Below are 12,535 nucleotides of genomic sequence, written 5' to 3' on the forward strand. Positions count from 1 at the left end.
GGTGTGCGGACGGGGAAGATGTGAGGATTCGCTAGAGGGTATGTTTTTAACCATATGATTTTCAACAATTATGACTGGAATCACTCGATGACGTCACGTCTTCGCTTTGCCGCTTGCCCCGGCGTTTCCGGACTTGTGCGAAATTCGGGTGAATGGCGCGGTTGACCGGATTTGTGGCGGGCCGGGGATCTGGACAGCGCAAGGAGCGCGCTCCTAGGATCATGACCACTCGGAGGGCATCGAGCCAGCCTGGCGATGCCCGGCGGCGCCTTCTGGAAAACGCACAGCCGATGCCGGCCGGAGGGCCGCCGGGGAAGGGGAGGACGAGCTATGAACAAACCGCGGATCGCCTATGTGGGGACCGGCGCGAACGGCGCCGGGATCGCCGCCGACATGACCAATGCAGGCCATGACGTCACCATGATCGAGCAATGGCCCGATCATGTGGAGGCGATGCGCCGCAATGGCATCATCGTCGATCTGCCGGGCGGGCGCTCGGAGACCACCGAGGTGCATGTCCGGCATCTGTGCGAAGTGGCCGAGATGCGCCAGCCCTTCGATCTCGTCTATCTCGGCATGAAGGCTTATGACACACGCTGGGCGGTCGAGCTGATCAAGCCGATGCTGGCCGAGGATGGAGTGGTGATCGGCATGCAGAACGGCATGACCCGGGGCACCATCGCCTCCATCGTCGGGCCGGAGCGCTGCCTTGGCGCGGTGATCGAGGTCACCGCGAACATGTACACTCCGGGCCGCGTCGACCGGCAGAGCCCGCGCGAGGAAAGCTGGTTCGCGCTCGAAGACAGTACTGCCGTTGGACCCGAGCGCGTGGCGCTTGCCGCCGAGGTGCTGGGCGCGGCGGGGCGGGTCGATGTGGTGGCCGATATCCACTCGGCGAAATGGATGAAGCTCGCGGTGAACGCCGCCGAGCTGGTGACCTCGGCGCTGGTCAGGCTGCCGCTGATGCACGCGGCGAAAGACCCCGCGCTGCTGAACTTCATGCTGGCCACCGGGCGCGAGGCGGTTGCCGCAGCGGCGGCCGATGGCGCGATCCTGATGCCGATCCTCGGCATGCCCGAGGATGTCGACACCACCGATCCCGCCGCCTTTGCCGATGCGCTTTTCGGCAAGGTGCTGTCGTCGTTCTGCCTGCCCGACACCGAAACCACCTGTTTGCAGGACTGGCGCAAGGGCCGGCGCAACGAGGTCGAGGAGCTGAACGGCTACGTCGCCGAGATCGCCCGCACCAACGGGCTGAAGGCGCCGCTCAATATCTTCACCGTCGAGATGGCCCGCCGCATCGAGCGCGGCGAGCTGCCCTTCGACGAAACCAATCGTGACGCGATGGCGGCGGCACTGGCCGAGCATTACCCGGAGCTGGGAAATCTCGCCGGACTGCCCCCGCATCTGGCCGGCGCCTAGGCGCCTCCGCACCGCTTCATGTGAAAGAGACCGGCCGGCCTTTGCCGCGCTGTGCGCCTCTGCGCGCACCCCCGGAGGAGGGGCCGAATGTTCAAGGGAGAGAGACCATGACAAGACTTCTGATCAAGAATGCCGCCACCGTCACCATGGATGACGCGCTCGGCGATTTCGAAAAGGCGGATATCCTGATCGAGGACGGCGCGATCAAGGAGATCCGCCCCGATATGGATGCCGATGCGAGCATCGACGCCGAGGTGATCGACGCCGAGGGCATGATCGCCATTCCCGGCCTCTGGGACGCGCATCGCCACACCTGGCAGACCGGGCTGCGCGGCATCCTCGCCGATGGCCGCATCCCCGATTATCTGCGCGGCTTTCGCATTCAGATGGCGACGCTCTATCGCCCCGAGGACATGTATGCCGCGAACTATGCCGGCGGGCTCGATTGCCTTGAGAACGGCGTGACCGGCCTGGTGGATTACTGTCACAACATCATCAACGAAGACTATGCCCGCGCCTCTGTCGAAGGGCTCAAGGCCTCCGGCGTGCGGGGGCTCTACGGGCACGGCATGGTGCCGGTGACCGAAAACACCTTCGCCGATGGGCGTGGCCTGTCCGAAGGCAATGAAAACGCCGATCTCAGCCACAATTGGCGCTATGAGACCGCGCGCGAGATCCGCAAGGAGTATTTCTCCGACGATGGCCTTCTGCGCTTCGGCATCGCGCCGCAGGAGCTGGCGATTGCCCCCGCCGCCGAGGTGGAGCAGGAATTCGAGCTGGCGCGGGAGCTGAATTCGCGCATCACCTTCCACAGCAATCAGGTCGCCGTGCCCAATGGCGGCATGCGCGATATGCACACCCTGTCGGAGCACGGGCTGCTGGGGCCGGATGTGAACCTTGTGCATATGACCTTCACCAACCCCGACGAATGGGACATTCTCGATGGCTCCGGCGCGTCCGTGACGCTTTGCGCGGAAACCGAGATGCAGATGGGCATGGGCTTTCCGGTGGCCGTCGAGGCGACGCGCTACACAGACGCGGGGCCGAGCCTCGGCATGGATTGCACCAGCAGCACCAGCGGCGACATGCTGGCCCATGCGCGGCTCGTTCTGCAATGCACCCGCTGGCATGGCGATGCGGTGCATTACGAGAATTTCAGCCACCCGAAAAAGATCCACTGGACGACGCGCGACGCGCTGGCCTGGGTCACGATCAACGGCGCGCGGGCTGCGGGGGTCGACGATATCACCGGCTCGCTGACGCCGGGCAAACGGGCCGACATCGTGCTTCTGGATATGCGCGGCATCGCCTTTGCCGGCTGGAACCGCAAGGATCCGTGCAGCATGGTCGTCTCACAGGCCAATAGCCGCAACGTGCACACGGTTCTGGTCGACGGCAGGATCGTCAAACGGGGCGGGCCGCTGCTGCATGTCGATCCGGAGGCGGCGGTGGCCAGGCTCGAAAGCTCGCATGATTTCCTCAACGAGGCCATGGAAGAGAACGGCGGCTTCATCCCTCAGCCGCCGGTGCCGCTGCCGCTTTACGAGGCCTGATCCGGCCTCTGCGCGGCCCCGGCTCGCGATGCGGGCCGGGCCGCGTGCCGATGCGCGCAGAGTGTTGCGCGCATCGGGTGTCTGCCATTCGCTCGTCGGTTCTGATTTGCGGATGGCGCAAAAATATTTCCCGAAAATGCCAGATTATCCCGCGTTTGGGGAAATGCCATGATGCTTTAACCAGACGGTCCGGGGTCCGGACCGCGCCGCATCAGGCCCCGGGACGGGGCGGCGGCGGGAAGAGGAGAAACCATGCTGTTCGCAATCCACTGCCTTGATCATCCCGGAAAAACCGACGACCGGCTGGCCCATTACGACGCCCACAAGGCCTATCTGGCCACGGCGCCGATGGCCTCGGTGATCTCCGGCCCGCTGCTGGCCGGGGACAACGAAACCATGATCGGCTCGCTCTTTGTCGTCGAGGCCGAGCGCATCGAGGATGTGCGGGCCTTCAACGCCGCCGACCCGTTCAACAAGGCCGGCATCTGGAAAGAGATCAATATTCACCCCTTCAGCATGCGCGTCGACAACCGGGCGTCGCGCTGAAGGAGGGCGGAGCCGCGCAAGGCTCCGTTACAATCGAAGGCCCCGGGAGGGGGGCCGAAAGGGAGGGAACATTATGACCTATTTCACGCATGTGAGTGGCAAGGGCGTCTCGCTCGCGGCGATGATCGCCGGCGCGACGCTGGCGCAGCCGGCGCTGGCCGACGATGTGCTCGCCGAGGCAAAAGCCATGGTCGAGCAGGGCTATGCGGGGCTCTACGAGGCGCCGCCGGAAACCGGCCCCGCCGCCGTCACGGACAAGACCATCTGGTATATCTCCTGCGGCCAGGCCTTTGTGCTCTGCGCCCAGCAGGCCGAGGGCTTTGCCGAAGCGGCGGAGCAGCTGGGCTGGGAGATCAGCATCCAGGATGGCAAGGCGACGCCCTCGGTTGCCAGCGACATCATTCGCCAGGCGGTCGCCGCCAAGGCCGATGGCATCGCAATCTCCGCCTTCGACTGTCCGGGCGTGAAAAGCGCGCTGTTGCAGGCCAAGGCCGAGGGCATCCCCGTCGTCTCGGTCCAGTCGATTGATTGCAGCGCCGATGTGTTCGGCAGCGAGGAGCCGCTTTTCACCGCCTCAGTCAATATGCTGGGCTCCACCGATGCGCGCGATTTCTACTATCGCTTCGGCGAGCTGCGCGCCAATTACGTGATCGCCAGGACCGAAGGGCAGGGCAAGGTGATCTCCATCGCCGAGACCAGCCAGCAGGTTCAGCAGATGAACCACAAGGGGTTCATGGACACCATCGCCAAATGCGAGGGCTGTGAGGTCGCGGAATCGACGTTCAACTTCGGTCAGGTGCCGAGCCCCGCGACGCAGATCTGGCAATCGGCGCTGCTGCAAAACCCCGATGCGGTCGCGGTGGAATACGGCATCGACGCGCTGATGGAGCTGGGGCTTCAGACGGCTGTGCGGCAATCGGGCCGCAGCGACCTTGTGGTCGGCGGGGGCGAGGGCTTTCCGAACAATTTCGACCTGATCCGCCGGGGCACGCAGACCTTTTCCATCGCGCTGCCCTTCAAATGGTTCGGCTGGGCCGTGGCCGATACGATGAACCGGGTGCAGGCGGGCGAAGACCCAACTGAGATGCCGAACCAGGGCACGGGCTTCATCTTTGTCGATGCCGAGCACAACCTGCCGGAACCGGGCGAGATGCTGGAGCCGAAACTGGATTTCCGCGCGGCCTATCTGTCGGTCTGGAACGGCTGACCACTGGCGGCGCCCGGAGAGGATCCGGGCGCGGTCTGGCACAGGCTCACGATGCCCCGGATTGCCGTTGCGCACCCTGTGCGGAAGAGGGAGGACCCAATGCAAAACATGACAGAGCGGGCAGAGGTGACCTCTGCGCTGCGGATAAACACCCTGTCGAAATCCTTTGGCCAGACACAGGCGCTGGACGAGGTGAGTTTCGAGATCCGGGGAGGCGCCATTCACGGGCTGCTCGGCGGCAACGGGTCGGGCAAGTCGACGCTGATCAAGGCGCTGGCCGGGGTGCAGCCGGCGGATCACGGCGGCAGTTTCGAGTTTCTCGGCACCAGGGTCGCCGCCGATCACATGACGCCCGAGCTGTCGCGGTCGCTGGGGCTGCGCTTTGTGCACCAGAACCCGGCGGTGTTCCCGTCGATGACCGTGGCCGAGAACATCGCCATCGGCGCCAGCTTTCCCACCACCGCCGGCAAGATCCGCTGGAAGGCGCTGCGCCGCCACACCCAGGAGCTGCTCGACCGGTTCGAGATCGACGCCCGCGCCGGCGACATGGTGGGCGATCTGCGGCAGGCCGAACAGACGATGATCGCCATCGCGCGGGCGCTTCAGGATGCCGATGAAAACGCCGTCTCGGCGCTGGTGCTGGACGAGCCCACCGCCTCGCTGCCTGACCACGAGGTCGAGATCCTGCTCGATGCGGTGCGCCGCTTTGCTGCCGCCGGGCATACGATCATCTATGTCAGCCACCGGCTCGACGAGGTGATCCAGCTTACCGATGACGTGACCATCCTGCGCGACGGGCGCCACGTTGTGACGCGCCCGACCGAGGGCCTGTCGGAGGCCGGGCTGATCGAGCTGATCGTCGGCCACAGCCTTGAGAAATCCTATGCCTCGGCGCAGGCCGCCACGCCCGCGCCGCAGGGCGCCTCCCGGCTTGAGGTGCGCAACCTCTCGGGCGGGCCGCTGCGCGACGTGTCCTTCGATGTCGGGCGCGGCGAGGTGCTGGGCATCGCCGGGCTGCTCGGCTCGGGCCGCACGGAACTGCTGCGGATGCTCTTCGGCGATCTGGAGCGTGAGGGCGGGACGGTGACGCTCGACGGCAGCGCGGTGCGCTTTGCCGAGGTGCGCGAGGCGATGGCGGCGGGCGTCGCGCTGGTGCCCGAGGATCGCAACCGCGAGGGCGTGTTTCAGGGCCTTTCGGTGCGGCACAACCTCTCGATTGCCGACCTTGGGTGTTTCACCCGTGCGGGCCGGATCAACGGCACCCGCGAGCGGCAGGAGGCGCGGCAGTCGATTGCCGATCACCGGATCAAGACCGCCGACGACGCGGCGCTCATTTCGTCGCTCTCGGGCGGCAATCAGCAAAAGGTGGTGATGGCGCGATGGCTGCGGCGCAAGCCAAGGCTGCTGCTGCTCGACGAGCCCACCCAGGGCGTCGATGTGGGCGCGCGCGAGGATCTTTACGCCGCGATCCGCGCCAGCCTGAGCGACGGCATGTCCGTCATCGCCGTCAGCTCGGATTTCGACGAGCTCGCGCAGATCTGCGACCGCGTGGTCGTGCTGCGCGATGGCTGCATCACCGACGAATTGCGGGGCAAGGACATCACCCGCCAGCAAATGACACATCTGGTACTCGCCAGCGGAAAGGATGCCGCATGACCATGGTCAAGGAAACCAAACATATCGCAAACCCGCCCAGGGGCGGCGGCTCGGTCAACTGGACCGAGTTCTTCGAACGCTCGGGGCTGATCCTGCTGCTGCTGCTGGTGATCACCGTCTTCGCCATCCTGCGGCCGAACACCTTCGCCACCTACGCGAATTTCCGCAGCATCGCGACGGTGCAGCCGGTCATGGCGGTGACCGCCATCGCGCTCATCGTGCCGCTGATCGGCGGGCGGTTCGACGTCTCGGTGGGCGCGACGCTGGGGCTTTCGGCCATCGTCACCGCCTCGGCCATGAGCCATTTCCAGCTGCCGCTGGCGGCGGCCATCGGGCTGGGGGTTCTCTCGGGCGCGCTGATCGGCGCGGTCAACGGCACCATCGTGGCCTATCTCGGGGTGAATTCGATCATCGGCACGCTGGGCATCGCCACCATCCTCGGCGGCGTGGTGACCGGCTACACCAACGGCATTCCGATCAGCAGCGGGCTCTCGCCGATCCTGACGGATATCTCGATCCAGTCGGTGCTGGGCATTCCGGTGCTGTTCATCCTCATGGCGGTGATCGCGGTGGCGGTCTGGTTCGTGCTGACCCAGACGCCCTATGGCCGCAACCTCGCCGCGGTCGGTGCCAATGCCGATTCCGCCCGGCTCGCGGGGATCCGCAGCAAGCGCGTGGTGATGCAGAGCTTTGTCATCGCCGGTGCGCTGGCGGGCATCGCGGGGGTGCTCCAGATCGGTGCGCAGGGCAATGCCGGGCCGCAGCTCGTCGGCATCACCTTCATCCTGCCGGCGCTGGCCGCCGCCTTCCTCGGCGCGACCACCTGGCAGCCGGGCCGGTTCACCGTGCAGGGCACGATCATCGGGATCTTCTTCCTCGGCACCACGATCAGCGGTCTGTCGCTGGTGGGCATTCAGCCCTGGATCACCGATGTGTTCAACGGCGCCGCCGTGGTGCTGGCGATTGCGCTCTCCGCGCAGCTGCGCCGCCGCCGGACCGGGTCGCTCGATATCGGCAGCTAAGCCGGGAAAGGACGCACGCATGACAAAGTATTTTTCCGAAGACCAGTCGGTCGACGTCGTAAATGCCCGCATGGGCGGGGAGATCAATCCCCGCCTGCGCGAGGTGATGACCAGCCTCGTCAGCCACCTGCATGCCTTCGCCAAGGAGGTCGAGCTGACCCAGGCCGAATGGGATCTGGCCATCGAGTTCCTCACCAGGACCGGGCAGATCTGCACCGAGGAACGGCAGGAGTTCATTCTGCTCTCGGACGTTCTGGGCTTTTCGATGCTGGTGGACGCGATCAACAACCGCCGCCCCGCGGGCGCGACCGAGAACACCGTCTTCGGCCCGTTCCACGTCGCCAATGCGCCGGTGCGGGAGTACGGCGCGACGATCTCGCTCGACGGCAAGGGAGAGCCCTGCCATTTCACCGGACGGGTGCTGGATCTCGACGGCAACCCGATTGCCGGCGCCTGCGTCGATGTCTGGAGCGACAATTCGGATGGCTATTACGATGTGCAGCAGCCCGGTATCCAGCCGAAATGGAACAACCGGGGCCGCTTCATGAGCCGCGAGGACGGGCGCTACAGCTTTGTCGGCATCAAGCCGGTGAGCTATCCGATCCCGGATGACGGGCCTGTGGGCAAGATGCTGGGCGCGCTCGGGCGTCACCCCTACCGGCCCGCGCATATGCATTTCCTTGTGACCGCCGAGGGCTATGACACCATCGTGACGCATACCTTTGTCGGCGAGGACAGCTATATCGGCGATGACACGGTGTTCGGCGTGAAAGAGACCCTCGTCGCCCCCTTCGTCCGGGACGGGGAGGGTGCATGGCGCTCGGATTATGATTTCGTGATGGTGCCGTCGACGCAGGAATAGCGAGCGAACGGCGATTGATCCGGCGCGACGACGTTCTTTGAAACGGCGCGCCGTTCGTATTTCCCAATGAGGCAAGCCCCTGATGGAGCGCCGTTTTTCGGCAGTCAACGCTTTGCGCCGAAAGGGGCGCGCGCCCTCTTCTCCACGCCCAGAGACGGTTAGCGCCCGTCACCGAGTGCTGGGGTCAGGAGCGCGCGCCGGAACTCGGGCTCGCTCAGCACCACCTCGCCCGCGCCGAGCGCCTTAGCGTGGCGGAGCGCGCGGGCGGTAAGCGTCTGGGCGGTCTCGACCGCCTGCGGCAGGGGACGGCCCCGTCCCAGCCCGGCCATGATCAGCCCGGCAAAGAGATCGCCGGTGCCGGGCAGCGCGATGGGCAGGTGTTCGGTCGGGTGGCGGCTGCTGCCCTCGGGGCCGAGGATGACGCTTTCGATATGGCCCTCGGGTGTATCCTCCAGCGCACAGCCGGTTGCGATAAGATGCGCGGCAGGCGCGATGTGCAGGGCCTCGCGGGCGGCCTGAAGGTCACTCAGCGTACGGATCTCCTGCCCGGTGAGCCAGGCCAGTTCGAACGGATTGGGCGTGGCGATGTCGGCCATCGGCAGCAGCCGCTCGCGCATCACATCGGCGATGGCCTCGGGCACGTAGAGGCCCGGCCGCTCGTCGCCCATCACCGGATCGCAGAGATAGGTGAGGCCGGGGTTCACCGCCTTTGCCTCGGCGACGAAATCCGCCACCATCTCGGCCACGTCGAGCGAGCCGATATAGCCCGTCAGGATGTAATCCGCCCGCTCCGGCAGGCCGCGCTCGCGGGCGCCTTGCAGCAGGTCGGAAAAGAACTCCGGCGGCAGGGCGCGGCCGCGCAGGGTCGGGTAATCGGGCGTGTTCGAGAACACCACGGTGGGGATCGCCGCCACCTCCAGCCCCGCCGCCTGCATCGGGAACAGCGCGGCGGAATTGCCCACATGGCCAAAGACCACCTGACTCTGGATCGAGATCACGAAAGGGGGAGGGGTCATGCGGTGCCGTCCAGTCTCTTGCTTCAGTCCTCGACCCGATGCCCCTGAGTTCCGCAAGGTTCAGCCTGTCGCCAGGGGCCTCGGACGTTTGCCGCATGTCTGGCAGGGACGCGGCCCGTGGGGAAGATGCTATCTTCCGGAAAATGGCCCGTTCGGTTTGGCGCGGGGCGATCTCAGGGCGACAGGCTGGCGATATAGCTCGCGATCAGATCGCGCGAGCGCGCCATGTCTTCGAGCTTGCGGTCGAGCTTTTCCAGCTCGCCGTCGAGACGCGCGCGAAGGTTTTCGCAGGGATCGAAGCGCGGTTCGGGACTGATGATGCAGGGCAGCAGGTCGCGCATCGCCTCGATGGTCAGCCCGGCATCGGCGAGCTGGCGGATCCGGCGGGCTTCTTCGACATCCGCCTCGGAATAATCGCGGTAGCCGCTGTCGCGCCGGAGCGGCGTCAGCAGCCCCTCGGTCTCGTAGTAGCGCAGCATCCGCACGCTCACGCCGCTGCGCTCGGAAATCTCGCCGATCTTCATTGCCGCGTCCTTTTTGCTTGACCCTGACAGCACTGTCAGGGTGCAGGAGAGGGCCGGTCGGATCAAGAAGGAGACCGGAGAAATGTCGAAAATCGAGTATGTTCAGGCGGATGGCGCGCGGATCGGCTATCGCGACGACGGTGACGGGCCGGCGCTGGTGCTGGTGCATGGCACCGGCGGCGACGGCGAGGCCAACTGGGGCGAGGTGCTGCGCGGCCTGCCGGGGCGGCGTATCCTGCGGCCCGATTACGCGGGCTCGGGCCTGACGGAGGGCGCGACCGAGCGGCTGACACTCGACCGGCTGGCGGATCAGGTGCTGGCCGCCGCCGATCATGCCGGGGTCGATGTCTTCGACCTCGTCGGGTTCTCGCTGGGCGCGGCGGTGGCGCTGCGGATCGCGGCGCGTCATCCGGGTCGCGTCCGCCGGCTGGTGAGCCTCGGCGGTTTCGTCACCGGCGGCGATCCGCGCTCGCGCCTGCAATTCGATCACTGGGTCGAGCTGGCGGGGCGCGACCGCGAGGCCCTTGCCCGGCTGATCCTGCTGACCGGGTTCAGCGCCGATTTCGTCGCCGGGATGGGCGATCTCGACGCGGTGGTGGCGCAGATGGTGGAGACGACGAACTGGGAGGGAATGGCGCGGCAGGCGATGCTCGATACCGCGGTCGATGTCTCGGCGGATCTGGCGGCGATCCGCGCGCCGACGCTGGTGCTGGGCAACCGCCACGATCAAATGGTGCCGCCTTCGGCCTCCGTCGCGCTGGCCGAAGGCATCGCGGGCGCGCGGCTCGGCTGGATCGACGGGCCGCACCTGTCGCCGATGGAATGCCCCGACGCGGTCGCGGCGGCGATCGCTGATTTCCTGCGGGAAGAGCGCTGACGAGCGCGACCTGGCAGGTTGACGGACGGGGGCAGGATCGAACATGGTTGGAAAATCGAAACTTGTGCATCTTTTGGATTGAGAATTCTCAACTGTGACAGATCTCGCACCCGTCCGAACCCTGAATCTCGATGCCCTGCGCAGCTTTGTGGCGATCCATGAGACGGGCTCATTCCGCCGTGCCGCCGCGCGGGTCAACCTCTCGCCCTCGGCGGTGAGCTTGCAGATCGGCAAGCTTGAGGACGTTCTGGGGCAGCGGCTGCTCGACCGCAATGCGCGACGGGTCGCGCTGACCGAACAGGGCGAACGGCTGTTGCTTCAGGCGCGGTCGCTGCTGTCGCTCAGCGACGAGACCATGGCGATGTTTCGGACCCCGGCGCTCGAAGGGCGCATTGCACTGGCCGCGCCGCATGACCTCGGCATGTCATTCGTGCCGCAGCTGCTGGGCCGGATGGCGGAGCGCTATCCGCGCATTCGTGTCGATGTGCGGCTCGGCGCCTCTGGAGAGATGCTGGACGGGTTCCGGGCAGGTCGGAGCAATGTCGTGCTCTTCAACGATGTCGGGCCGCCGGAGATAACCTCGCTGCGGCTGCGGTCGGAGCCGCTGGCCTGGCTCATGGCGCGCGGCGGGCGGGCGCATCTGGAGGATCCGCTGCCACTGGCCATGGCCGAAACCGGATGCTCCTGGCGCGAGGCCGCGCTCGCCGCGTTGAGTGCGTCGCAGCGGCCCTGGCGCATCGCCTATTGCAGCGACACCTCGATGGGGCAGGTCGCGGCGCTGCGGGCCGATCTCGCGCTGGCCGCTCTGCCTCGCTCTCTGGCGCAGGGCGATCTGGTGGAGGTGCCGGAGACAGCAGCGCTGCCGGCGCTGCCCCAGACGGAAATCCGCATCGCCCATGACGACAGCGCGCTGGCCCGCGCGATGGTTTCTCTTGCCGGTGACACGGCAGAGGCCGCGCTGTCGGCGCTGCGGGCGGGCTGACCGGCGCGAGGCCGAAATAACGCCTTGACTTAGAGCGCGCTCGAACCCCTAGGCTCGGATGCGTCTTGATGAGAAGCAGGGTGTCATGAAAATCGGTGAGCTTGCGAAACGCAGTGGTCTGTCGGCTCATACCATCCGCTACTACGAGCGGATCGGCCTCTTGCCATATGCCGATCGCGATGCCGGCGGGCGGCGCGATTACGACGAGTCGATCCTCGTCTGGATCGCCTTTCTCGATCGGCTGAAGACCACCGGCATGCCCATTCGCGAGATGCTGCACTATGCGGAATTGCGCGCGGAGGGCGGTCATACCGGCCCCGAGCGGCGGCGCATTCTGGAAGCGCATCGCGACCGGGTGCGCACCCATCTGGCCGATTTGCAGGCCTGCCTTCTCGTCCTCGACACCAAGATCGACACCTATGTCGAAGCGGAGAAAAGGACGCATTCCCATGACGATACAGAACACTCCCACAAAGCAGGGCCGATTGGAGCGCGGTCAGCGCGCGCTTGAGGCCATCGACGGGCAGGCCGGGCAGAACGTGATTGACGCGCTGGCCGATATCGCGCCGGATTTCGCCACCTACCTGTTCGAGTTCCCGTTCGGCGACATCTATTCGCGCCCGGGCCTATCGTTGCGCGACCGCGAGATTGCCACCATTGCCGCGTTGGCGGCGATGGGAACGGCTCAGCCGCAGCTCAAGGTACATATCGAGGCCGGGTTGAATGTCGGGCTGAGTCGAGAGGAGATCACCGAGATCCTCATGCAGATGGCGGTTTACGCGGGCTTTCCCGCCGCGCTTAACGGGCTCTTCACCGCCAAGGAGGTCTATGCGGCGCGGGCGGATACGGAGGCGGGCACATGAGCCCG

General features: G+C 66.1%; 13 protein-coding genes. 11 read left to right on the top strand and 2 right to left on the bottom strand.

What is annotated here, in order from left to right; all coding sequences use genetic code 11:
• The first annotated feature begins 330 nt into the window (after positions 1-330).
• The 7 genes from I6N89_RS00625 to I6N89_RS00655 all read left to right on the top strand — a co-directional run bounded on the left by I6N89_RS00625 (position 331) and on the right by I6N89_RS00655 (position 8,268).
• Entirely contained in the window at positions 331-1,422 is a 1,092-nt protein-coding gene (locus tag I6N89_RS00625; protein WP_207016302.1) for a ketopantoate reductase family protein, read from the top strand.
• 107 nt (positions 1,423-1,529) lie between these two features.
• Positions 1,530-2,975 carry an amidohydrolase family protein gene (locus I6N89_RS00630; RefSeq protein WP_207016303.1) on the top strand — a complete coding sequence of 482 codons (1,446 nt, stop codon included), beginning with the start codon at positions 1,530-1,532 and terminating at the stop codon, positions 2,973-2,975.
• Between the two features lie 252 nt (positions 2,976-3,227).
• Positions 3,228-3,521, top strand: coding sequence for a YciI family protein (locus tag I6N89_RS00635; RefSeq protein WP_207016304.1), 294 nt, complete (start codon positions 3,228-3,230; stop codon positions 3,519-3,521).
• Positions 3,522-3,594: 73 nt separating this feature from the next.
• Complete coding sequence (locus I6N89_RS00640) at positions 3,595-4,728, top strand: sugar ABC transporter substrate-binding protein (RefSeq protein ID WP_207016305.1); 1,134 nt, start codon at positions 3,595-3,597, stop codon at positions 4,726-4,728.
• Positions 4,729-4,827: 99 nt separating this feature from the next.
• Positions 4,828-6,384, top strand: a complete 1,557-nt coding sequence (locus I6N89_RS00645) for a sugar ABC transporter ATP-binding protein (protein WP_207016306.1) — start codon at positions 4,828-4,830, stop codon at positions 6,382-6,384.
• Complete coding sequence (locus tag I6N89_RS00650; protein WP_207016307.1) at positions 6,381-7,406, top strand: ABC transporter permease; 1,026 nt, start codon at positions 6,381-6,383, stop codon at positions 7,404-7,406. The genes I6N89_RS00645 and I6N89_RS00650 overlap by 4 nt, the downstream gene beginning before the upstream one ends.
• Before the next feature lie 19 nt (positions 7,407-7,425).
• On the top strand, positions 7,426-8,268 hold the full coding sequence (locus I6N89_RS00655) for an intradiol ring-cleavage dioxygenase (protein WP_207016308.1): 843 nt from the start codon (positions 7,426-7,428) through the stop codon (positions 8,266-8,268).
• Positions 8,269-8,426: 158 nt separating this feature from the next.
• On the opposite strand, the gene pdxY is transcribed toward I6N89_RS00655, so the two are convergent.
• Together pdxY and I6N89_RS00665 are read right to left on the bottom strand one after the other, a co-directional pair.
• A complete protein-coding gene (gene pdxY, locus I6N89_RS00660) occupies positions 8,427-9,284 on the bottom strand; it encodes a pyridoxal kinase (RefSeq protein WP_207016309.1) in 858 nt (285 codons plus the stop codon).
• Positions 9,285-9,457: 173 nt separating this feature from the next.
• Positions 9,458-9,808, bottom strand: a complete 351-nt coding sequence (locus I6N89_RS00665) for a MerR family transcriptional regulator (protein WP_207016310.1) — start codon at positions 9,806-9,808, stop codon at positions 9,458-9,460.
• Positions 9,809-9,890: 82 nt separating this feature from the next.
• Between I6N89_RS00665 and I6N89_RS00670 the strand changes: the two genes are divergently transcribed.
• The 4 genes from I6N89_RS00670 (at position 9,891) to I6N89_RS00685 (ending at position 12,530) form a co-directional block, all read left to right on the top strand.
• Positions 9,891-10,685, top strand: coding sequence for an alpha/beta fold hydrolase (locus tag I6N89_RS00670; protein WP_207016311.1), 795 nt, complete (start codon positions 9,891-9,893; stop codon positions 10,683-10,685).
• Between the two features lie 94 nt (positions 10,686-10,779).
• A complete protein-coding gene (locus tag I6N89_RS00675; protein WP_207016312.1) occupies positions 10,780-11,667 on the top strand; it encodes a LysR family transcriptional regulator in 888 nt (295 codons plus the stop codon).
• An 85-nt stretch (positions 11,668-11,752) separates the two neighbouring features.
• On the top strand, positions 11,753-12,178 hold the full coding sequence (locus tag I6N89_RS00680) for a MerR family transcriptional regulator (protein WP_207016313.1): 426 nt from the start codon (positions 11,753-11,755) through the stop codon (positions 12,176-12,178).
• Positions 12,153-12,530, top strand: a complete 378-nt coding sequence (locus tag I6N89_RS00685; protein ID WP_207016314.1) for a carboxymuconolactone decarboxylase family protein — start codon at positions 12,153-12,155, stop codon at positions 12,528-12,530. The genes I6N89_RS00680 and I6N89_RS00685 overlap by 26 nt, the downstream gene beginning before the upstream one ends.
• Positions 12,531-12,535: the final 5 nt, after the last annotated feature.

Source organism: Salipiger abyssi (genome assembly GCF_017311415.1).
Lineage (GTDB): Bacteria > Pseudomonadota > Alphaproteobacteria > Rhodobacterales > Rhodobacteraceae > Salipiger > Salipiger abyssi_A.

What these genes read in the sequence shown, in the direction of transcription:
- I6N89_RS00645 (WP_207016306.1), top strand. Translation starts at nt 4,828, where the DNA reads ATGCAAAACATGACAGAGCGGGCAGAGGTGACCTCTGCGCTGCGGATA.
- I6N89_RS00665 (WP_207016310.1), bottom strand. Translation starts at nt 9,808, where the DNA reads ATGAAGATCGGCGAGATTTCCGAGCGCAGCGGCGTGAGCGTGCGGATG.
- I6N89_RS00630 (WP_207016303.1), top strand. Translation starts at nt 1,530, where the DNA reads ATGACAAGACTTCTGATCAAGAATGCCGCCACCGTCACCATGGATGAC.
- I6N89_RS00670 (WP_207016311.1), top strand. Translation starts at nt 9,891, where the DNA reads ATGTCGAAAATCGAGTATGTTCAGGCGGATGGCGCGCGGATCGGCTAT.
- I6N89_RS00655 (WP_207016308.1), top strand. Translation starts at nt 7,426, where the DNA reads ATGACAAAGTATTTTTCCGAAGACCAGTCGGTCGACGTCGTAAATGCC.
- I6N89_RS00625 (WP_207016302.1), top strand. Translation starts at nt 331, where the DNA reads ATGAACAAACCGCGGATCGCCTATGTGGGGACCGGCGCGAACGGCGCC.
- I6N89_RS00635 (WP_207016304.1), top strand. Translation starts at nt 3,228, where the DNA reads ATGCTGTTCGCAATCCACTGCCTTGATCATCCCGGAAAAACCGACGAC.
- pdxY (WP_207016309.1), bottom strand. Translation starts at nt 9,284, where the DNA reads ATGACCCCTCCCCCTTTCGTGATCTCGATCCAGAGTCAGGTGGTCTTT.
- I6N89_RS00650 (WP_207016307.1), top strand. Translation starts at nt 6,381, where the DNA reads ATGACCATGGTCAAGGAAACCAAACATATCGCAAACCCGCCCAGGGGC.
- I6N89_RS00640 (WP_207016305.1), top strand. Translation starts at nt 3,595, where the DNA reads ATGACCTATTTCACGCATGTGAGTGGCAAGGGCGTCTCGCTCGCGGCG.
- I6N89_RS00680 (WP_207016313.1), top strand. Translation starts at nt 11,753, where the DNA reads ATGAAAATCGGTGAGCTTGCGAAACGCAGTGGTCTGTCGGCTCATACC.